A 26649-nucleotide genomic window follows, 5' to 3' on the forward strand; every position below is an offset into this window, starting at 1 on the left:
CGGCGGGAAAGCAACGGGAAAAGTGGGGCAATCTCCGCAAGATGTTCTAGAACAACGTGAACGTCAACAACCGGCGCAAGACCGACGGGTTGTACTGGCCCGCCGACTCCGATGCCGAAAAAAGCCCGCTGGGGCCGGATGCGCTGGTGATGGGCCCCGATACGCCCGCCGCCGAAGCATTCCATGGCTGCCACTACCGCATCGTTACGCCTGGCAAAGGCAGCGAGGCAAAATACGTGTTCCTGGCGTGGCCGGTGGCGTACGGCAAGACCGGCACGCAGACCTTCGCGCTCGACAGCAGCGGCACCTTGTACCAGCGCGATCTTGGCGCCGGCACAACCTCACGGGCCAAGGCCATGAGCGTGTTCGCGCCGGACGCAGGCTGGGAGAAGGTGGAGTAGGGCTGAAGCGGGCACTCCTTGACCCGCTCCCTCGTGTCGGGCGAGCGCTTAATCCGGACCGCGCCGGACCACGCCGGACCACGCCGGACCACAACCTGGCCCTGAACCCAGCACCGGATCCGCTTCTTCTTGCACGCGCTGCCGATCCTTGGCGCCAACGCCGGACAGGCACACTGGCCCTTGCCAGAAGAAGTGCCGATCAAGACATGCTGCGCTAAACGCGCTGCCTCGATTTTCGCGCTCAAAGTGCTCGCCGGCTGCGGCGAAACCAAATAACTTCCCTTCCGCATAGCTTGTCACGTGGCGATCTAGGCACCGCATCGCGATGTGAAGTACAGCTTTCCATATCTCGCGCCTAGACTGCAACTGTGTTCTATTTCGACGCACGCATGTGTGCTTCTTATGAATACAGCTTCGCCCCTACTATTCCTTCCAACAAAATCACGCGTGGCCAGTTCCAGTCCCCAAGGCTCGCTGACGCGCATTCATTGGAGCTACCGTCGTGAGAGACGAAGCAGGGAAGATAAGCGAAGTCCGCCCCCACCTTGTCGCTGGGTCGCACCCCGGACGAATCGACATCATTGCGCTGCCCGGCATCAGCGCCATCAGATTTGACACATGCTGTTCGGCCGCGCAGTTGCAATCGGACGATCAAGATTTCCGCCGCCGCGATGCGCTTGGCGGTGACCCGGTTGGAAGGAGCGTCCATTGAAGCTCTACGAGAAGTTCGCCGATGATATCGAGCGGCTGATCCAGCAGGGTGTCTACCGCCATGGCGAACGATTGCCTTCCGTACGGCAGGCTAGCCAGCAGCACCGGATCAGTATCACCACGGTACTTCATGCTTACCTGCTGCTGGAAAGCCGCGGCCTGCTGGTGAGCCGGCCGCAGTCCGGTTACTTCGTCGACCTGCAGCGCGGAAGCGACGAGCGGCAAATGCAAGAATTGCGAGCCTCGAAGCCGATCGCCATGTCTGCCTCGGTGGACGTCAGCCGGCTGGTGCTTTCGACGTTGCGCTCGATCGGCGCCGGCGATGCCGTACCGCTCGGCTCACCGTACCCGGATCCCGTTATGTTCCCGTTCGAGAAGCTGAACCGGTATGCCTATATGTCGGGCCGCGAAAAGACGCTCTGGAACGTGACGAACGCGCTTCCGCCCGGCAATCCGCGCCTGGTCCGGCAGATCGCGCGCCGCTACCTTGAGAACGGCATGCCGGTCGACCCGAACGAGATCATCGTCACCGTCGGCGCGACCGAGGCGATCAATATCTGCCTTCAGGCAGTGGCAAAGCCAGGGGACGTGATTGCCGTCGAGTCGCCAACGTTCTACGCCATGCTGCACGCGATCGAGCGCATGGGCATGAAGGCGATCGAGGTGTCGACGCATCCCGAATACGGCATCGATATTGCTGCTCTGGCAGGGATTGTGAAGTCGCAGCCGATCGCAGCCTGCATGGTCATGCCCAACTTCCAGAATCCGCTTGGCTTCCAGATGCCGGATGAGCGCAAGCGGGAACTCGTCGAGTTACTGACGAGAGCGGACATTCCGGTCATCGAGAATGCCGTGTACAACGAGCTGTACTTCGGCGACACGCATCCCAGCACGTTGAAGACCTATGACCGCAAGGGCATCGTTTTGCATTGTTCGTCGTTTTCGAAGAGCCTGACGGCAGCCTATCGCATTGGCTGGGCGCTGCCAGGCCGCTACCGCGATCAGGTCGAGAAGCTCAAGTTCCTGAATACCCTGGCAACGCCGACGATTCCGCAGCTTGCCATCGCGGAGTATCTCGAGCGTGACGGCTTCGAGCATCATCTGCGGAGGATTCGCAAGGCCTACGCGCAGCAGGCCAACCTGATGCGCGCCATGGTTTCCCGCTTCTTTCCGGAGGGAACGCGCATGTCCAGCCCGGCCGGCGGCTACGTGCTCTGGATCGAGCTACCCGCGAAGGTCGACGCCATGCAGCTCTATCAGCTAGCGCTAGACCGCGGCATCACGATCGGGCCAGGGTATATGTTCTCGAACTCCGGCAGCTACCGGAATTTTATCCGCCTCAACTACAGCAGCCCGTGGTCGAGTCGGATCGAGGAAGCGGTGATCGAGGTCGGCAAGCTCGTCGCGATGTGTGCCCGCTGACGGAAGGCGGGTGGGGCGATACCGGGGTGGCCCTGCGTCCAGGGCCCTGCCGTCTGGCATCGGTCTGGCATCGATCAGCCGCCCGTGACAGGCGGAAAGAACGCGATCTCGCTGTCCTCGCGCACCACGAAGGCGCCATCGACCAGTTCCAGGTTGACAGCGGCCCGTACCGGCCGGTGGGTCTGCAACGCTTGCGCCGAGCGGGCGTCTCGCGATGCGAGCGCTTCCCTGATGCCCTCTACGGTGATCCCGGGCGCATGGATATCGACGATCTCTTGCGTGACGCCAAGATGTTCACGAATGCTGGCGAAGTACCTGATGGTGAGTTTCATGTGCGCTGTCCTGTTTTTGGTTTCTGGCTGGATGGGCGGGGGGTCAGCCCCAGCGGTTCACAGCCAGCTCGTCTCGTGCCTTGGATTCGACCCATTCCGCTGTGCCGTCGCGTCGGATCTCTTTTTTCCAGAAGGGCGCGTAGGTCTTGAGGAAATCCATCAGGAACTCGCATGCATCGAACGCTGCCTCACGATGCTGAGATGCGACGATGACAAGGACCACCGGATTGCCGAGCGCGATACGACCGATCCGATGCACGATCTTCACGGCATCCAGTCGCCACCGCGCGTTTGCCTCCTCGATGATGCTCCATAGTGCCCGTTCGGTCATCCCTGGATAGTGTTCGATCTCGAGCGCCGCAACATCGTCGGCGTCACCGAACTGGCGCACGACCCCCAGGAAATTCACAACCGCACCCACATTGGGATTGCGCATGATGGGATCGATCTGCGCTGCGAAGTCGATCGGCTGGTGCTGCACGCGCACCTCGAAGCCGGCGGCGATGGCACGCTGCGCAAAGTCCGCGCTCTCCGTGCTCTGCGCGTCGTCCTCGGCGCGGGCCTCACTGCCCGTGCCGGGTGCGTCGTCGGCTGTCATCTTTGGATGGAACGTTGATGTCATTGTTGTTCTCCAGGTATCGGCTCGCTTCGTACCCACTGGTGAAGACTCAACCCCCGACGAGCGACATGCGGACAGTCGGGTAACGCTGACTCTGCCTGTTGCTGCGGGCCGTTGCGCGCAGCTCGGAATAGCGGTCGGCGCGGCCGGTCCACTGGTGACGGATCGCCTGCGCCAGCTGTGCCTCCGACGCGCTCTCCGACAGCCAGGGTTTGAGGCTGGTCCCTTGACTGGCGAACAGGCAGGTATAGAGCTGGCCGTCAGCCGAAACGCGCGCACGTGAGCACGATCCGCAGAACGGCTGCGATACGCTTGCGATGAAACCCACCTCGCCGCCGCCGTCCGTGTGACGGTAGCGGAGCGCGGTGCTCGATCCCGGCCCCGGTTCGACGGGGGTCAGGGGAAACTCGGCTTCGACCCTATCCCGAGTCTGCCGAGCCGTGAGCACCGCGGCATCGGACCAGAAGTCGGCCCCGCCGACGTCCATATATTCGATGAATCGCACCACCACGCCAGTGCCTTTGAACAGGCGCACGAGTGGGAGGATCTGGCTTTCGTTTACGCCCCGCTGCACCACCGCGTTGACCTTGACCGGCGCAAGCCCGGCGGCGGACGCGGCCTCGATGCCGTCCAGGACGCGCGACACAGGCACGTCGGCGTCGCTCATACGCCGAAATACGGCGTCTTCTACCGCGTCGAGACTGACGGTCACGCGGCTCAGGCCGGCGTCCTTGAGCGCGCGGGCCTTGGCGGCGAGCAGCGTGCCGTTTGTCGTTATCGCGATTTCCAACGGCTTGCCAGACACGGTCGTCAGCTTCGCAAGCTGCTCCACCAGTGCTTCCAGGCCGCGCCGCAGCAGTGGCTCGCCCCCGGTAATGCGGATCTTCTCGACACCGAGCGACGTGAATGCTTTTGCGATCTTGACCATCTGCGTGAACGACAGACGGTCGGCCGATGGCATGAATGCGTAGTCGGCAGGGAAGACCTCCCGTGGCATGCAGTACGTACAGCGAAAGTTGCACTGGTCGATGACCGAGAGGCGCAGATCGCGCAGCGGGCGACCGAGCCGGTCAAGCACATTGGCATCGGCATCGACGTCAGCCGATATGCGGGTGTCGGCAAAGAGGGAGGCAACGTTCTGCTTGATGGCGCTCACGATCTATCCGGTGGCATGCGAGGCGAGACTGTGGAAGGGCCGGTCTCCGGCATCTGTCTTAAGGCTTCGGGCAGGAGGGCGAGCGCGGCCGGTCTGCCAATGCGGCTGGCCTGGACTCAGCATAAGCCGGACCCGGGCGGGGTCGCGCATACAGTTCGCCGAGGATCCGAAGAGTACAGTTACGCATCGCAAAGCTCGAGAATGGCCTGCGGGAAGAGCATCTGTGCATGGCCCTTCACCGCATCCCGTGCTGTCTGCTCGGCGCCATGGCATCGATTGCCGCGTCGCAGGCCGCAGGCGTGTACTCCACGAAGCCGTCGCCACGGCAGAAGCAGAGCAGCCGGATCCCCGCCTGGCGCGCGATGTCGATCGCGAGGGTCGTGGGAGCCGAGATTGTCGCGATCATCGGGATATGGAGGCGCGCGGCCTTGCGCACAAGCTCGTAGCTGGCGCGGCTGGAAAGCAGAACGAAGCCGGCGCGCGTGTCTGCCTTGCTTCGTGCAAGCTGGCCAATCAGCTTGTCGAGTGCGTTGTGCCTGCCGACGTCCTCGAAGACCTCGAGCACGGCACCGTCCCTGGCGCACCAAGCCGCGGCATGGACGCCCCCCGTCTTGCGCATGAGCATCTGGTGCTCGGGCAACTCGCGAGTGGCGCGCCAGACGGCTTCGGTGCCGATGTCAGCCGCCGAGCCCGCGTGAAGAATGCGCGCCGGCTCCAGGTCCAGCAGCGCGATGCTCTCGATTCCGCAGACGCCGCACCCCGAACGCCCGGCGAGTGATCGCCGCCTTCCTTTCAGGGTGGCGAACGCCTCTTGGGAAATTGTCAGCCTCACTTCCGCGCTGCCGGCATGGAAGAGCAATTCCATATCGAATACGTCGGAGGCGCGCTCGACAATCCCTTCGCTGAGCGAGAAGCCCAGCGCGAATACTTCCAGATGGATGGGCGTGGCCATCATCACGGCGTGCGAGATGCCATTGAACACCAGCGCAACGGGCAGTTCTTCCGCAACGTGATCCGAGATCGGAAACTCGTCGCCGTGCCTGTGGCGTATCACCGTGCACTCGACGCTACCGGTTCGATCCATGACGGACGGGCATTGCAACATTGGGGACCCCTTGAAGGCATTAATTCAGCAGTTCAGAACATTCGTGAGTACGGCATGCCGCATGCCGTGGGCAGTCCGCGTCAAGCCTGACAGTTGGATTTATATGCGCCGCCGCGCCAAATCGCTAGAGCACAGATCCGATGGCCGCTGCTGTTGCTGCAAGCTGTATGCGAACGCCACGACTTCGGTCAGGCAGAACACAGTTTGCATGCTATCGCGATGCGCACCCGGTTTTCGGGCACAGCTCAATACGAATCGACGGAACACAGTTCTCGTGCAGCGACATTCGTTTGCATGCCCTCTCAAAACTGCACTATCGTCGTATCCAGATTTGATGCCCTCGCGCTCCGGTGTGTCTCCGGTTAGCCGGTTCGGCGTGCCCCCCTCCGGCCTCGCGCGATCCGGAAGGGCCATCTTCGATTTGAATCGCGCGGTCCTGGCTGATGCCGTGGACCCTTCCTTCCAGGTGCAAGTGAGAATCATGGAAATCTTCGATGCCTTACATCTTGCCAGGCTGCAGTTTGCCTTCACCGTTTCATTCCATATCGTCTTTCCAGCGATCAGCATCGGCATGGCGAGTTTCCTCGCCGTGCTGGAATGGCGCTGGCTGGCGACGGGGGATAGCAGCTACAAGGATATGTTCCTGTTCTGGTCGAAGGTATTCGCGGTCAGTTTCGGCATGGGCGTGGTTTCCGGCGTTGTGATGGCCTACGAGTTCGGCACGAACTGGAGCGGGTTCTCGCAGGTTGCGGGCAACATCACGGGACCGCTGCTGACGTATGAGGTATTGACGGCCTTCTTCCTCGAGGCAGGCTTTCTCGGCGTGATGCTGTTCGGTTGGCAGCGGGTGAGTGCTCGCGCGCACTTCTTCGCGACACTGATGGTTGCCTTGGGTACGCTCATTTCCACATTCTGGATCCTGGCGTCAAACAGCTTCATGCATACCCCGCAAGGATTCGCCATGGAGAACGGCCGCATTGTCCCGGTCGACTGGCTGAAGGTGGTGTTCAACCCGTCCTTTCCCTATCGCCTCGCGCACATGACAATCGCGGCGTTCATCGTGGCGGGATTCATGGTCGCCGCGTGCGGCGCCTGGCATTTGTTGCAGGGGCGGCGCGATGTGCCGGTCAAGCGCAGCTTCTCGATGGCGTTGTGGATCCTGCTGCTGGTGACACCGGTCCAGATCGTCGTGGGTGACGCGCATGGCCTCAACACGCGCGAGTATCAGCCGGCCAAGATCGCAGCGATCGAAGGTCTTTGGGAAACGGAGAAGGGCGGCACGGCGCTCAATCTGTTCGGTCTTCCCGACATGGAGTCGGAAGAGACACACTACGCGCTGAAGGTCCCTCATCTCGGCAGCCTGATCCTGACGCACAGCTGGGATGGCGAGATTCGCGGCCTGAAGGCATTTCCGCGGCAGGACCGGCCATACTCGCCGATCCTGTTCTGGACGTTCCGGATCATGGCGGGACTCGGCATGCTGATGCTGTTGACCGCGCTGCTCGGCCTGCTGCTGAGAAAGCGTGGCCGCCTCTATGAAACGCGCTGGTATCAGTGGCTCGTGCTGTGCATGGGGCCATCCGGGCTGATCGCGCTGCTGGCGGGCTGGATCACGACCGAGGTCGGCCGCCAGCCCTGGACCGTATATGGCGTGCTGCGCACGGAAGATTCCGTCTCTCCGATCAGCGCCCAGCTTGCCGGGGTTTCCTTGCTGATTTTCGTCATCGTTTACTTCCTGGTCTTCGGGATGGGCGTCTACTACATGATGAAGCTGATGACGCGCGGACCGGTGCTGAACTCGCATGCCGCCGCCTTGCTCAAGCACCCAGGATTGCGTAGTCGCGCACTGGCCGCACCCTCGGACGCGCTGGAAGGAGAATGAATCCATGTCAATCGATCTGCCCGTGATCTGGGCCGCCATCATCGGCCTCGGCGTTTTTATCTATGTGATGCTGGATGGATTCGATCTTGGCATTGGCCTCCTGTTTCCATTCTTCGAAGCCAAGGGAGACCGGCAAGTGATGCTCAATACCGTCGCGCCGGTCTGGGACGGGAACGAGACCTTCCTGGTGCTCGGGGGCGCAGGGCTGTACGGCGCCTTCCCGGTCGTCTACGCGACGCTGCTGCCGGCGAACTACCTGCCGCTGATCCTGATGGTCGTCGGCCTGATCTTCCGGGGCGCGGCATTCGAGCTGCGGGCGAAGGCAAAGCGGACGCAGCATCTGTGGGATCTCGCCTTTATTGGCGGCTCCGCGCTGGCGTCCTTCTGCCAGGGGATCGTGCTCGGTTCGCTCCTGCAGGGGATCAGGATCGTCGACGGCCGTTTTGCCGGAGGACCGTTCGACTGGCTATCGCCATTCAGTGTGTTCTGCGGCATCGGCGTTCTCCTTACCTACGCCGCGCTGGGCTGCGGATGGCTGATCCTGAAGACGGACGGTGAACTGCAGCGCAAGATGCGGCTGCTGATGCGGCCTCTGGTGTGCGTGCTGCTGGGTGCCATCGCGATCGTCAGCCTTTGGACGGTACTGGGATTGCCGGCGGTGGCCCATCGCTGGTTCGGCAGCGGCAACCTTGGCTGGTTCCTGCCGGTGCCTGTCCTGGTGCTGGCCTGTGCATGGGGCATCTTCCGCGCAGTCCGGCTGCGGCACGAAGCGACCCCCTTTCTCCTGACGCTTGCGCTGTGCTTTCTCGGCTATAGCGGCTTGATCATCAGCATCTGGCCGAACATTCTTCCGCCGTCGCTGACGATCTGGGAAGCGTCTTCCAGCCCGTCCAGCCAGCTCTTCGCGCTGGTTGGCACCGTCATTGTGTTACCGGTCATCCTGGTCTACAACGCACTCCAATACCGGGTATTCCGGGGCAAGGTGCGCGAGGGCGATGCCGGCTATCACTGACCCATGCCAGATACCGGTCGCGCCGGCGTTCCGGTCCTTTGCCGGACTGCGTGGCCGCACCGCAGTTCGCTCCCGCTAGCCCTGGAGCATCCCCCACCCGCAGCAATGCCGGAGAAGAAGACGCCATGATTGTGAGGCCGAGACAAAACTGGTTCCTGATGCTGTTCGTCTGGAACGGTTCGGTATTGCAAACCATCATTCCCCAACTTGTTTTCATGGGGGCTGTCAGCAGCCTGGCCGTGTTTACCCATGGGAAGGTGTTTGGCGAGAAGATCCCGCTCAATACGGCGCCATTCACGCTGTTCGGCCTGGCGTTGGCCATCTTTCTCGCGTTCCGGAACAACGCGAGCTACGACCGTTTCAACGAGGCTCGCCACTTGTGGGGCAACCTGCTGATCGCATCGCGCTCGCTCACTTCGCAGATGCTCTGCTATCTGCCAGACCATCTGGAGGCGGTGGATCGCACCCGACTCGCCAATACGCTGATCGCGTTCATCTATGCGCTTAAGCATCGGTTGCGCGCGACCGACCCGACAGAGGACCTGCGCCGCTTCCTCGCCCCTGAGCAAATGGCGGCGTTGCATGGGAAGTCCTACACGCCGACGGCCTTGCTGAATGACCTTCGCCGCGGCCTCGCCCGTTGCCAGGGACAAGCCGCTGGAGCCGACACCACGCGCTGGATACTCGACACCCAGATCAACGAGTTGGGTAAGGCGCTTGGGGGATGCGAGCGGCTCGTCTCCACGCCGATTCCGTTTGCCTATAACGTGCTGCTGCATCGCACGGTCTACGCCTACTGCGTGCTGCTTCCGTTTGGCCTGGTCGACTCGACGGAGTTCTTCACGCCATTGCTATGCGTCTTCATCTCCTACACGCTGATTGCGCTGGAGGCGATCGCAAGTGAAGTCGCCGAGCCGTTCGGATTAGCACCGAACGCGCTGGCGCTCGATGCCATGACGCGCAATATCGAGCGGTCGATTCTCGAGCTTTGCGATCGCGAGCTACCGGCGGAAACGGTAGCGGTCCGGCCTTATCAATTCACGTAGCCGATCTTCCCGATTGGCAAGAGTCAGCAGGAGTCAACAGGAGTCAACAGGTGCCGAGCATGCCAACGAGGTCAACCCGGTCAATCGGCTTGCGATGCCGCTTTGAGCGAACCAATCTTCAGGGAACCGTCCTGGCGCTGCGCCCGCGACGACAAAGGGGAGCCATGACCACCGCTATCCGCTTGATTGGCATTCGGGCGACGCTCGGCAAGGTCTTCCAGCAGCGTGGCCGATGGAATGAAGAACAGGCCGCCGGTGACTGCCCTGCTGAAGTCCAGCAGCCTGTCATAGTTTCCAGGCGGGCGCCCGACGAACATGTTCTCAAGCATCTGCTCCAGCGGCTTGGGCGAGCGGGCATACCCGATGAAGAACGTGCCAAACTCACCTTTGCCTGGCTGTCCAAAAGGCATGTTGTCGCGCAGGATCTTCACCTCCTCCCCGTCTTCCTCAAGCGTGGTGAGCGAACTATGCGACGACGACGGCTTGACCGCTGCATCGAGCTCGATGTCCGACAGCTTCGTGCGGCCGATGATTCGCTCTTGCGCCTCGACGGAGAGGTTGTTCCAGCCAGCCATGTCATGCAGGTACTTTTGCACCATCACGTAGCTGCCTCCGGCGAACGAGGAGTCCTCATCGCCAATGATCGTGAAGCGGACGGACTCGGCGCCCGTCGGGTTCTCGGTGCCATCGACAAAGCCGACCATGCTGCGCATGTCGAAGTAGCGAAAGCCATGTACTTCGTCAACCACCGACACGGCCGCGCCAAGCCGGCTCATCAACTGAGTTGCGAGTTCGAAGCACAGGTCCATCTGGTCGGCGCGAATGTGCAAGAGCAGGTCACCCGGCGTCGCCATGGCGCGGCGATCGCCGGCACCGAATTCGCGAAAGGCGTGCAAGCCAGCGGGACGGGGGTCTCCGAACAGTCTGTCCCAGGCATCCGAACCAAATCCGCAGACGCACGAGAGGTTGCCACCGGGGACTCGCTTTCCTACGGCACGAACGAGGGCGCCGATATCCGCGCACAATTCACGCACGGTATCCGCGCTGTTCTCGCCCGCGGACAGGACCGCGACGATGAAGATCGCGCTACGGGTGATCGGACTGCATACGGCTTGCTGTTCGGGGATCGTGTTTGCCATGTTGACGAGTGTATTCCAGGACGAGTTTCAAGAATGGTGGAATGATAAATGACTGTTATGACTGTTATGACTGTTCGCGATAGCCGGACCGCTGTCTATCCTATCATTCAAAGGTGCCAATGCTGGGTGGATGGCCCACTTGTCTCGCGGGAAGGTTAAGTTCGCCGAACGCAAGCGTTGCTGGTCACTCCGGAGGATCAAAGAGATGAACAACTTGCTCAATCGGGCTTCAAGGTGGCGCAGCCGCTGGAGCCAGTTATTTTGGCTAGTCGGGCTCTGGGCCGCCGGCGTGCTTTCAGTCGCTTTGGTCGCGGCACTCATCCGGCTCGCGATGGGGGCCATTGGATTCAGGTCTCATTGAATACAAGGATGGACCCTGTGTTCATCGATCGGCGGTGTCTGTTGACGCGTGTGGCCTGGCCAAGGCAGGCCCTTGCGTTTTAGTGGGGAGCCCGAACATGCAGGAATTTGACTTTTACATCCATCTCAAGAAGCCGACGCTGGGACTCTACGTGCTGAAGGGGGCAGGCCTGCCCGACCTCCAGGATGCAAGTCAGTGGCAGCTCGAGGGGCATGTCTGGCAGAGCGAGCTGCCGCCCGGACTCCTGAAGGAACTGCAAGCCAACGGCCACGCGTTTCAAGAGCTGGGCGGGTGAGCATGCTCGCGGTCCCGCCATGTGGCGGCGGTGGCCACTGCCATCAGATGGTCGACAGGCAAACGCGCCGCTCGGCGGGTCATCTACCGCCCCGAACGTCCAAGCACGACGGCCGCCTCGGCGGTCAGCATGAGAAAGGTGAGCGTTTCCTGAAAATACAATCGAACGGTGGCGTCGGTATGGTCAAGGTACCCAATGGATACGTCCTGGCCGATGTGCAGTTCGAAATCGCCGCCCCGCTCGGTGAGCACCATGCCGCCGTCCATCGCTGGCGCCCAGATGATGTCGCCGTCCACAAGCTGGCGAATGTCGCGTAGAACGGGATATCCGTTGTCAGTGGCCCCGCTCACGGCCGTGAATGGCTTGTCGCCCAGAAGTAGCCTGTAGGGCCCATCGACACCAGCACGGCGCAACTGGTCTACGGCCTGCGCCACCGCGGCCGGATATCCGCCGATATCGGGTGGAAGGTCCAGCGCGGCATGGCTGGCACCCTGAGAGATCCCCTGGATCCCGGCCGCCACATAGCCTTCGAAGACAATGTGATCCTCGGCCTGTGCGAGTTTGCGCGCCGCATCCTTCAGTGGCTGCAGGTCGGGATTGTTCGACCCACGTTCGACGCCATCCATCTCCTGGCGCGACAGCGCAAACGGGACCCGTAGTTCCACCAGCGCCCGCACATCGCGTTGGACCGCTTCGATGCCGTCGCCCGGCGGTGCGATTTCCCGCAGTTGGCCAGTGCCAACCGCTGAGAATTCGAGACCCTTCGGTCCAATCAGATCGACAACACGCCGAGCGGCGAAGTAGCGTTTGAGGGTGCGAGATGCTTCCTGCTCAATCTGCTCCCAAGCACCTTCGGAGATTGGCGCCAACTGCCGATGGAGATTGTTCATTTGAAGGCTTCCTTTGACTGGCCGCTACGCATCGTATCGTCATGCCGTCTTCGTTGCATGTCTGGTGTTCGATTCTTTCAACCGCGACCTCCTGGGTGCCGGTCGAGCGCGTCGTTGCGTCGTTGCTCGAGCATTCTCAATGAACGTCACGGACCGGGCAAGAGCACAGCAAGGCTTCTGCCGCATCGTATTGTGCAAGCCGATCCCACTGTGCTCTAAACGGTGCTCGCTGCCACGCCCGGAATCAGGAACAGCGCCGCCGCACCATTCAATTTCATCCGATTTCCCTCACCGAACAGACGGAAAAGAGGGAGAGCACAGTCGACGCGCACCGATCGTTATCAACTGTATCTTTGCGCCGGCTTGGCGATCAGCTATGTTAGCCACAGGCTGATCTCACTGCGACGAAGTCGGAAACTTGCCAAGACAGGGGCAGAAGAATCAGTCAACAGCTGGATGATTCCAGTGGCCTCTCGGCCTCGCAACGCCAGAACAGCCCGGCTGCCATGCCGCATCCGATTCGAACAGTCTGAACGCTTCGACCAACAAGGATCCTCACGCCATGCCAGACCTCTGCGATATCTGTAATGCACGCCCCGCGGTTGCCCGTGTCACCGTGATGGAGAACGGCGAGCGCAGGACGCTCTCAATCTGTGACTATCACTACCGGCAGATGTTGCGGCACCAGAACATGCTGAACCCGTTCGACTCCCTGTTGAGCGGAGCAAGCGGGCTGTCCCATCTGTTTGGGGGCATGGGCGGCGAGCCTGGCGATGCGGGCTCGTTCTCCGCCGAGGTGCCGCGCGAATCCGTCGATGCCACGGACGCCTTCAGCGAGCAGACACTAGAACTGTTGCAGCACGCGGCAGAAAAGGCGCACGAGTTGCACCGCGCCGAGCTCGACACGGAGCATCTCCTGTACGTGCTTGCCGACAACGACATTGCTGGCGCACTGCTCAAGGAGCTCAAAATATCGGCGCAGGACATCAAGACCTACATCGACGAGCACGCGCGCACTGGGGAAGCGGCCCCCGACGCGCCGCTCGACCGGATGACGATCTCGCCGCGTTTGAAGAAGGCCTTTCAGTTTGCCTTCCAGGCGTCGCATGAGCTGGGCCACTCGTACGTCGGGCCCGAGCATCTGCTGATCGGCCTTGCCGCGGTACCCGAGAGCATCGCGGGAGCCCTGCTCAAGAAGTATGGCGTGACACCGGAAGGCTTGCGCCAGAAGGTCGTCAAGGTGGTGGGCAAGGGCGCGGAGGATGGCCGCATCGAAGGCGGCACAGGCACGCCTAACCTGGACAAGTTCGGCCGCGATCTCACCGCCATGGCGCGTCAGGGCAAGCTCGATCCGGTGCTGGGCCGCGCGCAGGAAATCGAGAGCACGATCGAGGTGCTGGCCCGGCGCAAGAAGAACAATCCCGTGCTGATCGGCGAGCCGGGCGTCGGCAAGACAGCCATCGTGGAAGGACTCGCGCAGCGGATCGTCAACGGCGACGTGCCGGAGGTGCTGCGCGACAAGCGGCTCGTCGAAGTGAATATCAACGCGATGGTTGCGGGAGCGAAGTACCGCGGCGAATTCGAGGAGCGCGCGCAAAAGCTGATCGAGGAGGTCACCGCGAAGCAGGACTCGTTGATCCTGTTCGTGGACGAGTTGCACACGATCGTCGGGGCCGGTCAGGGCGGGGGCGAGGGCGGCCTCGACATCGCCAATGTGCTCAAGCCTGCGCTGGCGCGCGGCGAGCTCAGCCTGATCGGCGCAACGACACTGAATGAATACCAGAAGTACATCGAGAAGGACGCGGCACTCGAGCGGCGCTTTCAGCCGGTCCTCGTGCCGGAGCCGAGCGTCGAGCAGACCATCGTGATCCTGCGCGGCTTGCGTGACAAGCTGGAGGCACATCACCAGGTGACCTTCTCCGACGATGCTTTTGTCGCGGCGGCCGAGTTCGCGGATCGCTACATCACGTCGCGCTTCCTGCCCGACAAGGCGATCGACCTGATCGACCAGGCCGCGGCACGGGTGCGGATCGGTGCGACATCCCGTCCGGCCGCGATCCAGGAACTGGAAGCGGAAGCCGCGCAGCTCAAGCGCGAGCAGGACTATGCGTCGTCGCGCAAGCGCTTCGACGAGGCGAAGCGCTTCGAGGAGCGCATCGGCGAGAAGCAGAAGCAGCTCGACGAGGCGATGGAGGCGTGGCAGCGAAAGACAGGCTCGGAGACGCTCGAGGTGACGGTGGCAACAGTGGCCGAGGTGGTGTCTCGCCTCACTGGCATTCCGGTCGCGGAGCTCACGCAGGCAGAGCGGCAGAAGCTCCTTGCCATGGAGGCGAAGCTGCGCGAGCGGGTGGTTGGCCAGGAAGATGCGGTGGTCGCGGTGAGCGATGCGGTACGTCTGTCGCGCGCGGGCCTCGGCCAGACGCACAGGCCGATCGCGACCTTGCTGTTCCTGGGACCCACCGGCGTGGGCAAGACGGAGCTGGCGAAGGCTCTGGCCGAAACCGTATTTGGCGACGAGCAGGCGATCATCCGCATCGACATGTCCGAGTATATGGAGCGCCACGCGGTAGCGCGCCTGATCGGTGCGCCACCGGGCTACGTGGGCTACGAAGAGGGCGGCCAGCTGACCGAGCGCGTGCGGCGGCGTCCTTACAGCGTGATCCTGCTTGACGAGATCGAGAAAGCGCACCCCGACGTCTACAACGTGCTGCTGCAGGTGTTTGACGACGGGCGGCTCACCGACGGCAAAGGCCGCGTGGTCGACTTCAGCAACACGATCCTGATCGCTACCAGCAACCTCGGGGCCTCCATCATCATGGAGAACCTGGCGCGGCCCGAGGCCGCGCGCAAACCTGACAAGGCAGTCCGCGAGGCGCTGATGGACGTGCTGAAGGGGCACTTCCGTCCAGAGTTCCTGAACCGGATCGACGAGATCATCGTGTTCAACGCACTGGCCAAGGAGAATATCCGCGCGATCGTGCACATCCAGCTCGATCGCATCGTGCGTACCGCGGCAGCACAGGACATCACGCTCAGCTTTGGCGAGGCGCTCGTCGACCATCTGGTCGACGTCGGCTACCAGCCCGAGTTCGGCGCACGCGAACTGAAGCGCCAGATTCGCCAGATCATCGAAACGCGTCTCGCGAAGGAGATTCTCGGTGACGCGCTGAAGTCGGGCGACAGCGCCATGATCGACTACGACAACGACAGCGGCGACATACGGTTCGACAAGCTCCCGGCCGAGCCCAAGGCAAAGGACATCCCGCCTTCCGATGGAACCACGTCGAAGGACGCGGATCCGGATCGTCGTGCCGGATCAAGGCCGAAGAAGTCGGCCGCATAGTCGTAGACAGCGAGGCGCGTCAAATCGGCTCGATTGCGTAGCGCCACAGTTTTCATCCATGGAGTTGATCAAATGACCAATCGACGCGAAGTGCCCGGCATCAGGGAATACGACGGCCCTGCTGGCGGCTGGGGAGCGCTGCGAGCGACGGCCCAGGCCATCCGGCTGCAGATGGAAACCATCAAGGCCCCGATCACGCTGCTTCGGACCAATCAGCCCGACGGCTTTGATTGCCCGGGTTGCGCCTGGCCCGACAAGGAGCATCGCTCCAACTTCCAGTTCTGCGAGAACGGCGCGAAGGCCGTCACGTGGGAGGCGACAACCAAGCGCGTGCGCCCGGAGTTTTTTGCAAACAACACCGTGTCATCGCTGCTGCAGCGGTCGGATTTCGAGCTGGAGGACATGGGCCGGCTGACGCATCCGCTCGTGTACGACCGCGCCACGGATACATTCCGGGCTGTCGAGTGGGAGGAGGCGTTCGGCCGGATCGGGCAGATCCTGCGCAGCTTGCCGCCGGACCAGGTGGAGTTCTATACGTCCGGCAGGGCGTCGAACGAGGCCGCCTACCTGTACCAGCTCTTTGTGCGGGAGTACGGCACGAACAATTTCCCTGACTGCTCGAACATGTGTCACGAGCCGACCAGTGTCGGGCTGCCGCAATCGATCGGTATCGGCAAAGGCACGGTATCGCTTGACGACTTCGACAAGTGCGATCTCATCATCGCGATCGGCCACAACCCGGGCACGAATCATCCGCGGATGATGGGCACGCTGCACGAGGCATCACGGCGCAACGTGCCGATCATTGTCTTCAATCCGCTGCGCGAACGTGCCCTGGAGCGCTTCGCCGATCCGCAGAACTGGCTTGAGATGGCCACCTACGGCTCGACCCGGATTGCCTCGACCTATTTCCAGGTCAATGCCGGCGGCGACGCGGCCGCGCTCAAGGGCATCATGAAGTCGCTGATGGCGATGGAGGCGGAACAGGGCAACGTGCTTGACCGTGAATTCATCGCCGCGCACACGACCGGCTTCGACGCCTTCGCTGCGGATCTGGAGGCCACGACATGGGAGGACATCGAAAAGGCGAGCGGACTATTGCAAGCCGATCTCGAACAGGTGGCCATTGCCTATGCGAAGTCGAACGCCGTGATTGTCACGTACGGCATGGGCGTCACCCAGCATAACAAGGGCACGGCCAATGTCCGCCTGATCGCCGACCTGCTGCTGTTGCGGGGTAACTTCGGCAAGCCTGGCGCTGGCATATGCCCGCTGCGCGGGCACTCCAACGTCCAGGGAAACCGCACGGTCGGCATCACGGAGAAGCCGTCGGAGGACTTCCTCAAGCGGCTCGAAGGCGTCTTCGGTTTCCAGCTTCCCCGCGAACACGGCCACGACGCCGTTAATGCCATGGAAGCGATGATCCATGGATCATCGAAGGCCCTGATCTGTCTGGGCGGGAATTTCGCCGTGGCACTTCCGGATCCCGAGCAATCCTTTCCGGCGATGGCAAAGCTCGACTTGAGCGTGCACGTCGGCACCAAGCTCAATCGCACGCACCTCCTGGTGGCGAAGGAAACCTACATCTTCCCGTGCCTTGGCCGTACCGAGCTCGATGTGCAGCAGAGCGGGCCGCAATCGATCACGGTGGAAGACTCGATGTCCATGGTCCACGCATCCGCCGGCAAGCTTGCTCCCGCATCCGAGCAGTTGCGCTCGGAGCCGGCCATCGTTGCCGGCATCGCGCACGCCACCTTGCCGGACAGCAAGGTGCCATGGCTGGAGCTGATTGCCGACTACGACAAGATTCGTGACCTGATCGACAGGACCATCCCGGGGTTCGAAGCCTTCAATGAACGCATCCGCACGCCGGGCGGATTCCGCCTTCCATTGCCGCCGACCGAGCGCAAGTGGCTTACGCCCTCGGGAAAGGCCGAGTTCTCCGTGTACGGCGGCGTGCACGAGGATGCCGTGGTTCTCGGGGGTGAGAACGTGCTGCGCCTGATCACGATCCGTAGCCATGACCAGTACAACACCACGATCTACGCTCTGGATGATCGCTATCGTGGTGTGTTCGGGCGCCGCGACGTCCTGTTCATGAACGAGGCTGACCTGACGTCGCATGGGCTGGAACACGGAGACCTGGTCGACATCGAAACCATCGTCTCGGACAGGCCGCTGCGGCTCAAGAACATCACGGCGATCGCCTACAGCATCGCGCGGGGATCGGTGGCTGCTTACTATCCGGAGGCGAACGTACTGGTGCCGCTCGATTACATCGACAAGGAGAGCGGCACGCCGTCATACAAATCCATTCCCGTTCGCGTGACACGTGCGGCTGGCAATTGAAATTGACGATGGATGCGCCGGGCATAGCCTGGCGCCGATGCTATTCCTCGCCCGCCTTGTATTGCTGCTCGAGGCGGTCGAACAGCACCTTGTTCACCAGTCGCTGGCGTTCGCTGAACGATGCGACCAGCGACGGATCCTCGTCCAGCCGCCCGCTGTCGCGCAGCACGGTCAGCGCCTGCTGCATGCCGTGGACCGCGCCTTGTAGCGCCGCGTTCGCGTACAGCACGATGCCATAGCCCAGTTTGCCGAGTTCGTCGCGCGGCAGGGTCGGCGTTTTGCCGCCGATCACGACATTGATCAGTTGGGGTGTATCGAACAGCGCGGGCAGGCGCTGGATATCGGCGAGCGACTCGGTCGCCTCGATAAAGAGAACATCGGCACCGGCCTCGACGAAACGATGGCCGCGCTCGATCGCGGCTTCGATGCCGTGCCCGGCGCAGGCGTCGGTGCGGCCCACGATCAGCAGGTTGCTGTCTTCCCGCGCATCGACGGCCGCGTGAAGCTTGCCAATCATCTCGCTGGTCGAAATCACCGCCTTTCCGGCAAAGTGGCCGCATTTCTTTGGCAGCACCTGATCCTCGATCTGGATGGCGTCGGCACCTGCGCGCTCAAGCGTGCGCACCGCGTGGCGGACGTTCAGCGCATTGCCGAAGCCCGTGTCCGCGTCCACGATCAGCGGCAGGTCAACGGCATCGCGCACGCGGGCCGTATGCTCGGCGATATCCTGCAGCCCGATAAAGGCCAGATCGGGCAGCCCGAACGACATATTGGTCACGCCTGCACCCGTCAGGTAGAGCGCCTCGAAGCCGGCGTCCTCGATGATGCGGGCACTTAGCGCGTTGAACGCGCCGGGCACCAGCAGGCCCCTGCGCTCGTCGACCTTGCGGCGCAATGCCGCGCGGCGGATGGCTGAATGAGATGACATGGCACTTACCTCTGGACTCTGAATAATGGAGACACCCTTTCAGCACAATCCATGCCAAAGGCTGGCTTTTTCATATCTCCCGATAAATCAATAACTTACGCGCGCGCTCCAGCGAATGATTCGTGCGAGAATGTTCCTTCATTTTTTGGAACGTTTCGCGAAACGTTTCGTGGAACATCTCACACCAGCTGGAGGAAACCTCTCGTGCCGACGCTCTCTCCATTCACTTCCGTTTCGCGGCACGACGCGCATCGGCCCGGCATTGCCCTGGTCAGCATCAGCCGCCTGCAAGCGTTGTGCGAAACCGTGGCGCCGCGCTACAGCGACCGGGCGAAGATACTTGCGGTACGAGAAGGGTATGGCGCCGCGGTCGCCGCGCTGCAGGCATACGTCGACGCGGGCACCGTGGATGTCGTGCTTGCGGCGGGCTCGAACGGGGCCTATCTGCGCGATCACCTGAGCGTGCCCGTGGTGATGGTCAAGGTAAACGGCTTTGACGTGCTCAGCGCGATCGCGCAAGCCGCTTCGGCCTGGCCGGGAGAGCGGGTCGGGCTCGTCCTGCATGAGACGGTTTCGCATGAGCTTGACGATCTGCGGGCCTGGTTGAAGGTGGATCTGCTCCAACGCGCCTATCGCTCGATCGACGAGGTACGGACCGCGGTCGCATCGCTTGCCGCGCAGGGTTGCACTGTCATCATCGGACCCGGCATGGCGTGCGACTTCGCACAGCAGGCCGGCCTCGAAAGCGTGTTCCTGTACTCCCTTGGGGCGGTCGAGGAAGCCTTCGAGCGCTCTATCGAGCTGGCAAGGGTCAGCCGGCACAAGGAGTCGAAGCGCGTGCGCTTGAACACCATCGTGGCGCACCTGCGCGATGGCGTGGCAGCGTTCGACGACGCCGGGCAGCTCGAAGCCGTCAATCCCGCCATGGTCGGCCTGCTCGGGCTGGCTGGCGACAGGGATATCCCGCGTCAACTGACGGCTGCGGTGGGGCCCTTCCTGCGCGAATCCATCAGCACCGAAGGCCCGCTGGAAGAACGGATCGCGCGCATCGGCGGGCGGGCGCTGATCGTGACCTGCCTGCCCATCGTCGAGCATGGCTTGCGTACCGGCTCGGTGGTGACGGTGCAGGACGCGCAGGCCGCGCAGCGCATCGACCGGTCATTGCGGACCACCCAGCGCCCGACGCAACTGGTCGCACGGCACAGCCTGGACGACCTGAGCGGCAGCTCCGCCGTGCTGGACAGGGTGCGGCGCCTCGCCCGTGCCGGCGCGGCGCATGACGCGACCATACTGCTGACGGGCGAGAGCGGGACAGGCAAGGAGTTGGTCGCGCAGGGCATTCACAACGCGAGCGGCCGCCGCGGCAACCCCTTCGTCGCCTTCAATTGCGCGGCCTTGCCGGAAGGCCTGATAGAGAGTGAACTGTTCGGGCATGAAGAGGGTGCGTTCACGGGCGCGCGGCGCGGAGGCAGGCCTGGATTGTTCGAGACCGCCCACACCGGGACGATTTTCCTCGATGAGATCGGGGAGATGCCGGCGGCCCTGCAAAGCCGGCTGTTGCGCGTATTGCAGGAACGCGAGGTCATGAAGCTAGGCTCTGGGCGCGCCACGCCGATCGATGTGCGCGTCATCGCGGCGACGCACCGGGACCTGCACGCCCTGGTGGCAAAGGGCCTGTTTCGCGCAGACCTTTACTTCCGGCTGAACCTGCTGCAGATCGCGCTTCCGGCGTTGCGCGAGCGGCGCAGCGATATACCGGAACTGGCGCGCCACCTGGTCAAGCGGAGCATCGCGCAATATGGCTTGCCGGACGAAGTCATGGCGCGTGCGCTGGAACTGCTGGCCCCCCTGTTCCACGGCTACGCATGGCCCGGCAACGTGCGCGAACTGGAAAATCTGCTGACCCGCGCGGCGATCTACCTTGGCGATCCCCAGGCCGGATCCATGCAGGAGATTCGCGCTGTCTTTCCCGAATTCGAGCGAATGCGCCCGGAGCCGCCGGCGCTTGGCAGCGATGCACAGCGGCTTGCGCTGACCCGCGCCGACGTACTGCTTGCGCTCGAACAAGCCGGCGGCAACCGCGCCGAAGCCAGCAGGCAACTGGGGATCGGGCGCACCACGCTGTGGCGGATGCTGAAAACGGGAGGGTAGGCGGATTCCGCGCCGGACGCGCATGCATCAAGCTCAATGCCGGGCTGACTCCGGATCGCCCGGCCATTCTCCGCCGAGCGCCCGATACAGCTGCACGGCGGCCAGCGCCTGCGCCGTTTGCGTCTGGATCAGTTCGTCCGCCCGCTGCAGCGCGCCGACGCGCGCGTCCAGCACATCCTGCAGCGTGCGCTGTCCGCCTTCGTAGAGGCGCGTGGCGTTCTGGCTGTTGCGCTGCGCGGTGGCGACCACGTCGGCCAGCCGGGCGCCGCGCTGGTCCAGGCTGCTGCGCTGGCTGTAGGCGTTATCCACTTCCTCCAGCGTGCGCAGTACCGTCTGGTTGTATTCGGCCTGCGCGGCCTGCAGGCGGGCGTCGCCAGCATCGATGCCGGCCTGGACGCGGCCCGCGGTGAAGATCGGCAACTGCACGCCAACGCCCACCAGCCCGCCGGTGCCGCTCAGCGCCGGCAGCCCGTCCACGTGCAGGCGCCCGTCCTGGCCGAGGAACGTCAGGTAAAACCGGGGAAACCGTTCCGCCTTGGCGCTGCCGAGCCTGGCAGCCTGCGCGCGTACCAGCGCGGCCATGGCGCGCACATCCGGGCGCCGCTCGATCACGTCCGACGGCACCTGCCCGGCGGGCGGCGACGGCACGAAGTACGCGGGCGGCGGCGAAAGCGCCGCCGCGGCCTGCGGCACCTGGCCGGCGAGCACCGCAAGGCGGCGTTCCCGCATCGAGATCTGGCTCGTCAGCACCGGGCGCTGCGCCTGCAACGCGCCAAGCTGTTCGCTCACGCGGTCGACATCGTAGGACAGCGCCTGTCCGGCCGCATAGCGCGCGCGGGTATAGCTCAGCAACTGAGCGACGATCTCCGTGCTCCGGTCCAGTTGCTGCAGGCGGCGCTGCAGGCCGCGCGCCGCCAGGTAGTTCTCGGCCACGTCGGCGGTGATCACCAGGCGCGTGCCGCGCAGGCGCTCTTGCGCGCTGAGGGCAACGGCCGCTGCGGCTTGCGCGTCGCTGCGGCGGGCGCCGAAGACGTCGACCTCCCAGGCCACGGTCAGTCCGGCAAGATGGCCGTCCAGGCCGGGCGAGGTATCCGGCAGGCCCGGGGGGCTGCGCAAGTCGGCCACGCCGCGCGCCGCGCGCGCCTGCGCCGACAGCGTCGGGTAGAGCGCCGAATCCGCAACCTGCCCGATCGCGCGTGCCTCCGCCACGCGCGCCTGGGCCACGCGCAGATCGAGATTGGCCGCCAGCGCCTCGGTCACGCGCTGCGTCAGTTGCGGGTCGTTCCAGTTCTGCCACCACTGCGCCAGGTCCTGCGCCGCGGCCGGCGTGCCCTCGGCGGGGGCTTCGCTGAACGCGGCCGGCGCCGCGATACTGTCGGGCACGGCGACGTCGACCGTGGTGCAGCCGGCCAGGCCGGCCGCGGCGATGCTTGCGATGCCTGCAATGAGGCCGGCGAGGATGCCGCGTCGTGGATAGGTACTCAAGGCGGAAATCCGTTGGGTGGGCGGGCTGGAGGAAAGGCGGGCGTGGTAAGGGTGGTAAGCGTGGTAAGCGTGGTAAGTGTGGTCAGGCATGGCGGTCTATCCTTGCTGCGCCAGCATGGAGCGGAACCGTGTCAGCGCCAGGGCCAGGAAGATCCCGCCCGCGGCTGTGACGCCGAGCAACTGCGGCCACACCACATCCACGCCCGCGCCGCGGAACAGGATGGCCTGCGTGAGCGTGACGAACTGGGTGGTCGGCAGGAACTGCACCGCGTGCTGCATGGCCTGCGGCATGCTCTGCACCGGCGTGGCGGCGCCGGACAGCAGGTAGGCAACGGCATAGGTCGGCACCGCCAGCAAACCAAACTGCGGCATCGCCGGCGCGATGGTCGCCAGCCACATGCCGAGCGCCGTCACCGAGAACAGGTAGAGCGCGGTGCTCAGCGCAAAGAGCCCCATCGAACCGGTCAGCGGCACATCCAGCCACAGATGCACCACCAGCCACAGCGACAGCAGGGACGCCAGGAAGATCACCGCGCCATTGGCCAGGATCTTCGCCACCGCGATCTCGCTGGCGCGCACCGGCATCACCAGCAAGTGCTCGATGGTGCCGTGCTCGCGCTCGCGGATCACCGCCGCGCCTACCAGGATGATGGCCAGCACCGTGATATTCACCACGATCTGCATGGTCGACGTGAACCAGTGCGACTCCGTATTGGGATTGAACAGCACCGTGCTCTGCGCACGCACGGGCAGCTGCGCCTCGATGCCCCGCGCGTGCAGGAACTCAAGCGCCTCATGCGTGAAGATCTGCTGCAGGTAGCTGGCCCCCAGGCCCGCCTGGGTCATCGCGGTGGCATCGACCAGCACCTGCACCGCCGGCGTTCTTCCCGCCAGCACGTCGGCTTCGAAGCGCGGCGGGATCTCGATGGCGAAGATGTAGCGCCCCCGGTCCAGCTCCGCATCGACGGCGTGCCGGTCCACATCCACCGGCGTCTTGAAATACGGCGGCCGGATCGCATCGCGCAGGCGGCGCGAGAGCTCGGAGTGGTCGGCATCCACGATGGCCACCGATGCATTCGACACCTCGGCCTTGATGCCCTTGGCGACCGAATGCACGGCCAGCGTAAAGGCAAAGACGATCAGTGCCATCAGCGTCACATCGCTGAACAGGCTGCGCAACTCCTTGCCGCACAGCCTGGCCACGTTCTTGCACCATTGATTCATCGCGGCATCTCCCGGCTACGCTTCCTGCTTGCGCAGAAGCAGACGCGCGCCCGCCAGGTACAGCAGCGCGAAACCCAGCAAGGCCAGGTACATGGTGCCGAAGCTGCCCACGCCAAGCCCCTTGGTAAAACTGCCAAGGCTGACCAGCTGGAACCACGACGACGGAAAACCCAGGCCGATCCAGTAGCTGCTGCCCGTCAGCGTCGACACCGGATACAGCAGGCCGGAGAAGTTGACCGACGGAATCAGGCACAGGATCGCGGTGCCGAAGATGGCCGCCACCTGCGAACGCACGAAGGTCGACATCAGCAGCCCGAGCGCGGTGGCCGCCAGCACGAACAGCACGGCGCCGATCGACAAGGCGAGGAAGGATCCCTTGAGCGGCACCTGCAGCAGCACGATGGCCAGCGCCACCAGGGTCAGGTAGCTGATCATCGCCAGCCCCACGTAGGGCAGTTGCTTGCCGATCAGGTACTCGCCCACGCTGGCCGGGGAGGCGTAGAGGTTGGTGATCGACCCCATCTCCTTCTCCCGCACCACGCCGAGCGCGGTCAGCATGGTCGGGATCAGGATCAGCGCCAGCATGATGATGCCCGGCGTGATCGCGTAGATGCTGCGGAACTCCTGGTTGTAGATAAAGCGGGTCTCGATCGACACCGGCAGCGCGGCCGGGCGCTCCGGCTGCGCGCGCATCTGCGCATTGGCGTAGGCCAGCAGCACGCCACTCACATAGGCGCGCGTGGTGGCGCCCGGGAACGGGCTGGACCCGTCGACGCGGAATGCGAGCTCCGGCTGGCGCCCGGCCAGCAGGTCGCGCTCGAAGCCGGGCGGCAGCTCGACGATCAGCATATCGGCCGCGGCGCGCAGGCGCCGGTCCGCGTCCGCCTCGCTGTGCACGCCATCGGTCTGCACAAAGTAGCGCGAGCCGGAGAACTGCTCCACCAGCTCGCGGCTGGCATGGCTCTGGTCGCGGTCCAGCACGGCGAAGCGCACGTTCTCCACATCGAAGGACACGCTCCACGCCGCGGCGCACAGCAGCACGATCGGGCCAAGGATGGCGAATGCCAGCCGGAGCCGGTCGCGCGCCAGCTCCATGGCCTCGCGCCTGGCGAACGCCCAGGTCCGCGCCAGCCGCGAGCCGCCGGCATGCGCGGCTGGCCTGCCGACCGGCGCGGGGGGCGGCGCGGGTTGCGCGGGCGCGGCCGCCGCAGCCGAAGCGGCGGCGACCGCGGCGGCTGCGCCGTTCTCCGGGGTTTCCGCCTGCTCCAGGTAGCTGACGAACGCATCCTCCAGCGTCCGCGCGCCGCAGCTTTGCCGCAGCGCGTCCGGGCTGCCCACCGCCAGCACGCGGCCGCGGTGCATGAAGGAGATGCGGTCGCAGCGCGCCGCCTCGTTCATGAAGTGCGTGGAAACGAAGATCGTGACGCGCTGCCGGCGCGACAGCTGGACCAGATGGCGCCAGAACATGTCGCGCGCGCCGGGGTCCACGCCGGAGGTGGGCTCGTCGAGGATCAGCACTTCCGGATGGTGCAGGCAGGCCGCAGCCAGCTGCAGGCGCTGGCGGATGCCGAGCGACAGGGCGGCGGGCCGCGCATCGGCATGCTGGTCCAGCTCGAAATCGAGCAGGGCCTGCCCGACCGCCTTTTGCGCGCGCTCGCCCTCCATCCGGTAGAGCCTGGCATGCAGGTCCAGGTTCTGCCGTACCGTCAGTTCCTCGTACAGCGAGAACGCCTGCGACATATAGCCCACCCGCATGCGGGTACGCATATCGCCGGCGTCGATGGTCTGGCCGAGCAGGCGCGCGGTGCCGCTGGTGGCATCCAGCAGCCCGGTCAGCATCTTCATGGTGGTGGTCTTGCCGCAGCCATTGGAGCCGAGAAAGCCGAAGATCTCGCTGCGCTCGATGCGAAAGCTCACATTGTCCACGGCGGTAAAGGCACCGAAGCGCCGCGTCAGCCCCTCGGCCTCGATGGCGGGTTCGTCGCCATCCGGCGGGCGGGGCGGGATCACCAGTCCCGTGGCATCGCCGCGCCGGGCCGCCGGCAGCAGCGAGATATAGGCCTGCTCCAGGTCGCCGGTGCCCGCGCGCGCCAGCACATCGGCGGTACGGTCGCACACCAGCACCTTGCCTGCATCCATGGCCACCAGATGCTCGAAGCGCTGCGCCTCCTCGATATACGCGGTGGCGACGATCACCGTCATATTGCTGTGCTCGGCGCGCAGGTCCTCCACCAGGGTCCAGAACTGCCGCCGCGACAGCGGGTCCACCCCCGTGGTGGGCTCGTCGAGAATCAGAAGGTCCGGGTTGTGGACCAGCGCGCAGCACAGGCCCAGCTTCTGCTTCATGCCGCCCGAGAGCTTGCCCGCCGGACGGTCCGGGAAAGGCGCCAGGCCGGTGGCCGCGAGCAGGCGCTCGATGCGCTGGCGCCGCTGCGTGCCGCCCAGGCCGAACAGCCGGGCAAAGAAGTCCACGTTCTCGTAGACCGACAGCGTCGGGTACAGGTTGCGTCCCAGCCCCTGCGGCATGAACGCCACGCGCGGCAACAGCGCCTCGCGCGCTTGCCGGTCACGCAAGTCCGCGCCCAGCACGGTGGCATGGCCCTGTTGGATACGCTTGACGCCTGCAATCACGCCGAGCAGCGTCGATTTACCGACGCCATCGGGGCCGATCAGGCCGATGGTGGCATTGCCGGGCAGCGTGAGCGACACATTGTCCAGGGCCACGCTGGCGCCGTAGCGGTGCGACAAGCCATCGATCCGGATGGCCGCGGCACCGTCGGGGTGCGGACTCGGCATGG

21 protein-coding genes are annotated in these 26649 nt (G+C 64.1%); 10 read left to right on the top strand and 11 right to left on the bottom strand.

What is annotated here, in order from left to right; genetic code table 11:
* Positions 1 to 56 precede the first annotated feature (56 nt).
* Positions 57 to 401, top strand: coding sequence for a DUF2950 family protein (locus AC1RQC_RS21800; RefSeq protein ID WP_492884600.1), 345 nt, complete (start codon positions 57 to 59; stop codon positions 399 to 401).
* A 400-nt stretch (positions 402 to 801) separates the two neighbouring features.
* Here the strand turns inward: AC1RQC_RS21800 and AC1RQC_RS21805 are convergent, their stop codons facing one another.
* Complete coding sequence (locus tag AC1RQC_RS21805; RefSeq protein ID WP_492884602.1) at positions 802 to 1110, bottom strand: hypothetical protein; 309 nt, start codon at positions 1108 to 1110, stop codon at positions 802 to 804.
* On the opposite strand from AC1RQC_RS21805, the gene AC1RQC_RS21810 reads away from it, so the two are divergent.
* Positions 1110 to 2534 carry an aminotransferase-like domain-containing protein gene (locus AC1RQC_RS21810; protein WP_492375074.1) on the top strand — a complete coding sequence of 475 codons (1425 nt, stop codon included), beginning with the start codon at positions 1110 to 1112 and terminating at the stop codon, positions 2532 to 2534. The genes AC1RQC_RS21805 and AC1RQC_RS21810 overlap by 1 nt on opposite strands.
* 74 nt (positions 2535 to 2608) lie before the next feature.
* Here the strand turns inward: AC1RQC_RS21810 and AC1RQC_RS21815 are convergent, their stop codons facing one another.
* The 4 genes from AC1RQC_RS21815 to fdhD all read right to left on the bottom strand — a co-directional run bounded on the left by AC1RQC_RS21815 (position 2609) and on the right by fdhD (position 5746).
* Complete coding sequence (locus tag AC1RQC_RS21815) at positions 2609 to 2866, bottom strand: MoaD/ThiS family protein (RefSeq protein WP_492884604.1); 258 nt, start codon at positions 2864 to 2866, stop codon at positions 2609 to 2611.
* A gap of 43 nt (positions 2867 to 2909) precedes the next feature.
* Positions 2910 to 3488: a molybdenum cofactor biosynthesis protein MoaE gene (locus tag AC1RQC_RS21820; protein ID WP_492810341.1), complete on the bottom strand. Its 579-nt coding sequence runs from the start codon at positions 3486 to 3488 to the stop codon at positions 2910 to 2912.
* 46 nt (positions 3489 to 3534) lie between these two features.
* Positions 3535 to 4593: a GTP 3',8-cyclase MoaA gene (moaA, locus tag AC1RQC_RS21825; protein ID WP_492884674.1), complete on the bottom strand. Its 1059-nt coding sequence runs from the start codon at positions 4591 to 4593 to the stop codon at positions 3535 to 3537.
* 283 nt (positions 4594 to 4876) lie between these two features.
* A complete protein-coding gene (fdhD, locus tag AC1RQC_RS21830; RefSeq protein WP_492884606.1) occupies positions 4877 to 5746 on the bottom strand; it encodes a formate dehydrogenase accessory sulfurtransferase FdhD in 870 nt (289 codons plus the stop codon).
* A gap of 481 nt (positions 5747 to 6227) precedes the next feature.
* On the opposite strand from fdhD, the gene AC1RQC_RS21835 reads away from it, so the two are divergent.
* The 3 genes from AC1RQC_RS21835 to AC1RQC_RS21845 all read left to right on the top strand — a co-directional run bounded on the left by AC1RQC_RS21835 (position 6228) and on the right by AC1RQC_RS21845 (position 9686).
* Positions 6228 to 7628, top strand: coding sequence for a cytochrome ubiquinol oxidase subunit I (locus AC1RQC_RS21835; RefSeq protein ID WP_492827056.1), 1401 nt, complete (start codon positions 6228 to 6230; stop codon positions 7626 to 7628).
* A gap of 4 nt (positions 7629 to 7632) precedes the next feature.
* Positions 7633 to 8640 carry a cytochrome d ubiquinol oxidase subunit II gene (gene cydB, locus AC1RQC_RS21840; protein ID WP_492375081.1) on the top strand — a complete coding sequence of 336 codons (1008 nt, stop codon included), beginning with the start codon at positions 7633 to 7635 and terminating at the stop codon, positions 8638 to 8640.
* 125 nt (positions 8641 to 8765) lie between these two features.
* A complete protein-coding gene (locus AC1RQC_RS21845; RefSeq protein ID WP_492884676.1) occupies positions 8766 to 9686 on the top strand; it encodes a bestrophin family protein in 921 nt (306 codons plus the stop codon).
* An 80-nt stretch (positions 9687 to 9766) separates the two neighbouring features.
* Here AC1RQC_RS21845 and AC1RQC_RS21850 read toward each other — a convergent pair whose 3' ends face one another.
* Complete coding sequence (locus tag AC1RQC_RS21850; protein ID WP_492884608.1) at positions 9767 to 10825, bottom strand: Dyp-type peroxidase; 1059 nt, start codon at positions 10823 to 10825, stop codon at positions 9767 to 9769.
* 205 nt (positions 10826 to 11030) lie between these two features.
* Between AC1RQC_RS21850 and AC1RQC_RS21855 the strand changes: the two genes are divergently transcribed.
* Both AC1RQC_RS21855 and AC1RQC_RS21860 read left to right on the top strand, forming a co-directional pair.
* Positions 11031 to 11186 (top strand): DUF2474 family protein, encoded by a 156-nt coding sequence (locus AC1RQC_RS21855; RefSeq protein WP_416048501.1) that lies wholly within the window; start codon positions 11031 to 11033, stop codon positions 11184 to 11186.
* A 97-nt stretch (positions 11187 to 11283) separates the two neighbouring features.
* Positions 11284 to 11481, top strand: coding sequence for a hypothetical protein (locus AC1RQC_RS21860; RefSeq protein ID WP_492375067.1), 198 nt, complete (start codon positions 11284 to 11286; stop codon positions 11479 to 11481).
* 83 nt (positions 11482 to 11564) lie between these two features.
* On the opposite strand, the gene AC1RQC_RS21865 is transcribed toward AC1RQC_RS21860, so the two are convergent.
* Positions 11565 to 12371: a family 1 encapsulin nanocompartment shell protein gene (locus AC1RQC_RS21865; protein ID WP_492810283.1), complete on the bottom strand. Its 807-nt coding sequence runs from the start codon at positions 12369 to 12371 to the stop codon at positions 11565 to 11567.
* Between the two features lie 562 nt (positions 12372 to 12933).
* On the opposite strand from AC1RQC_RS21865, the gene AC1RQC_RS21870 reads away from it, so the two are divergent.
* Positions 12934 to 15714 carry an ATP-dependent Clp protease ATP-binding subunit gene (locus AC1RQC_RS21870; RefSeq protein ID WP_492884610.1) on the top strand — a complete coding sequence of 927 codons (2781 nt, stop codon included), beginning with the start codon at positions 12934 to 12936 and terminating at the stop codon, positions 15712 to 15714.
* Positions 15715 to 15786: 72 nt separating this feature from the next.
* On the top strand, positions 15787 to 18063 hold the full coding sequence (locus tag AC1RQC_RS21875) for an FdhF/YdeP family oxidoreductase (protein ID WP_492375064.1): 2277 nt from the start codon (positions 15787 to 15789) through the stop codon (positions 18061 to 18063).
* Between the two features lie 40 nt (positions 18064 to 18103).
* On the opposite strand, the gene AC1RQC_RS21880 is transcribed toward AC1RQC_RS21875, so the two are convergent.
* Positions 18104 to 18991, bottom strand: coding sequence for an isocitrate lyase/PEP mutase family protein (locus tag AC1RQC_RS21880; RefSeq protein WP_492375063.1), 888 nt, complete (start codon positions 18989 to 18991; stop codon positions 18104 to 18106).
* Between the two features lie 204 nt (positions 18992 to 19195).
* Here AC1RQC_RS21880 and prpR point away from each other — a divergent pair, with 204 nt between their 5' ends.
* Complete coding sequence (prpR, locus tag AC1RQC_RS21885) at positions 19196 to 21142, top strand: propionate catabolism operon regulatory protein PrpR (RefSeq protein ID WP_492884612.1); 1947 nt, start codon at positions 19196 to 19198, stop codon at positions 21140 to 21142.
* A 33-nt stretch (positions 21143 to 21175) separates the two neighbouring features.
* Here the strand turns inward: prpR and AC1RQC_RS21890 are convergent, their stop codons facing one another.
* Genes AC1RQC_RS21890 through rbbA form a run of 3 tightly spaced genes read right to left on the bottom strand, consistent with a single transcriptional unit; the run spans position 21176 to position 26647 of the window.
* Entirely contained in the window at positions 21176 to 22717 is a 1542-nt protein-coding gene (locus AC1RQC_RS21890) for an efflux transporter outer membrane subunit (protein ID WP_492884614.1), read from the bottom strand.
* A gap of 6 nt (positions 22718 to 22723) precedes the next feature.
* Positions 22724 to 23851 (bottom strand): ABC transporter permease, encoded by a 1128-nt coding sequence (locus tag AC1RQC_RS21895; protein ID WP_492884616.1) that lies wholly within the window; start codon positions 23849 to 23851, stop codon positions 22724 to 22726.
* A 15-nt stretch (positions 23852 to 23866) separates the two neighbouring features.
* Positions 23867 to 26647: a ribosome-associated ATPase/putative transporter RbbA gene (rbbA, locus tag AC1RQC_RS21900; protein ID WP_492884618.1), complete on the bottom strand. Its 2781-nt coding sequence runs from the start codon at positions 26645 to 26647 to the stop codon at positions 23867 to 23869.
* Between the last annotated feature and the right edge of the window lie 2 nt (positions 26648 to 26649).

Source organism: Cupriavidus sp. GW822-FHT03E04 (genome assembly GCF_058801495.1).

Bases quoted from the DNA above. Each gene is read 5' to 3' on its own strand.
- AC1RQC_RS21855 (WP_416048501.1), top strand. From the start codon at position 11,031: ATGAACAACTTGCTCAATCGGGCTTCAAGGTGGCGCAGCCGCTGGAGC.
- AC1RQC_RS21870 (WP_492884610.1), top strand. From the start codon at position 12,934: ATGCCAGACCTCTGCGATATCTGTAATGCACGCCCCGCGGTTGCCCGT.
- AC1RQC_RS21835 (WP_492827056.1), top strand. From the start codon at position 6,228: ATGGAAATCTTCGATGCCTTACATCTTGCCAGGCTGCAGTTTGCCTTC.
- AC1RQC_RS21865 (WP_492810283.1), bottom strand. From the start codon at position 12,371: ATGAACAATCTCCATCGGCAGTTGGCGCCAATCTCCGAAGGTGCTTGG.
- AC1RQC_RS21880 (WP_492375063.1), bottom strand. From the start codon at position 18,991: ATGTCATCTCATTCAGCCATCCGCCGCGCGGCATTGCGCCGCAAGGTC.
- AC1RQC_RS21860 (WP_492375067.1), top strand. From the start codon at position 11,284: ATGCAGGAATTTGACTTTTACATCCATCTCAAGAAGCCGACGCTGGGA.
- AC1RQC_RS21895 (WP_492884616.1), bottom strand. From the start codon at position 23,851: ATGAATCAATGGTGCAAGAACGTGGCCAGGCTGTGCGGCAAGGAGTTG.
- AC1RQC_RS21805 (WP_492884602.1), bottom strand. From the start codon at position 1,110: ATGGACGCTCCTTCCAACCGGGTCACCGCCAAGCGCATCGCGGCGGCG.
- AC1RQC_RS21850 (WP_492884608.1), bottom strand. From the start codon at position 10,825: ATGGCAAACACGATCCCCGAACAGCAAGCCGTATGCAGTCCGATCACC.
- AC1RQC_RS21890 (WP_492884614.1), bottom strand. From the start codon at position 22,717: ATGCCTGACCACACTTACCACGCTTACCACGCTTACCACCCTTACCAC.
- rbbA (WP_492884618.1), bottom strand. From the start codon at position 26,647: ATGCCGAGTCCGCACCCCGACGGTGCCGCGGCCATCCGGATCGATGGC.
- AC1RQC_RS21875 (WP_492375064.1), top strand. From the start codon at position 15,787: ATGACCAATCGACGCGAAGTGCCCGGCATCAGGGAATACGACGGCCCT.
- AC1RQC_RS21820 (WP_492810341.1), bottom strand. From the start codon at position 3,488: ATGACATCAACGTTCCATCCAAAGATGACAGCCGACGACGCACCCGGC.
- AC1RQC_RS21845 (WP_492884676.1), top strand. From the start codon at position 8,766: ATGATTGTGAGGCCGAGACAAAACTGGTTCCTGATGCTGTTCGTCTGG.
- cydB (WP_492375081.1), top strand. From the start codon at position 7,633: ATGTCAATCGATCTGCCCGTGATCTGGGCCGCCATCATCGGCCTCGGC.
- fdhD (WP_492884606.1), bottom strand. From the start codon at position 5,746: ATGTTGCAATGCCCGTCCGTCATGGATCGAACCGGTAGCGTCGAGTGC.
- AC1RQC_RS21815 (WP_492884604.1), bottom strand. From the start codon at position 2,866: ATGAAACTCACCATCAGGTACTTCGCCAGCATTCGTGAACATCTTGGC.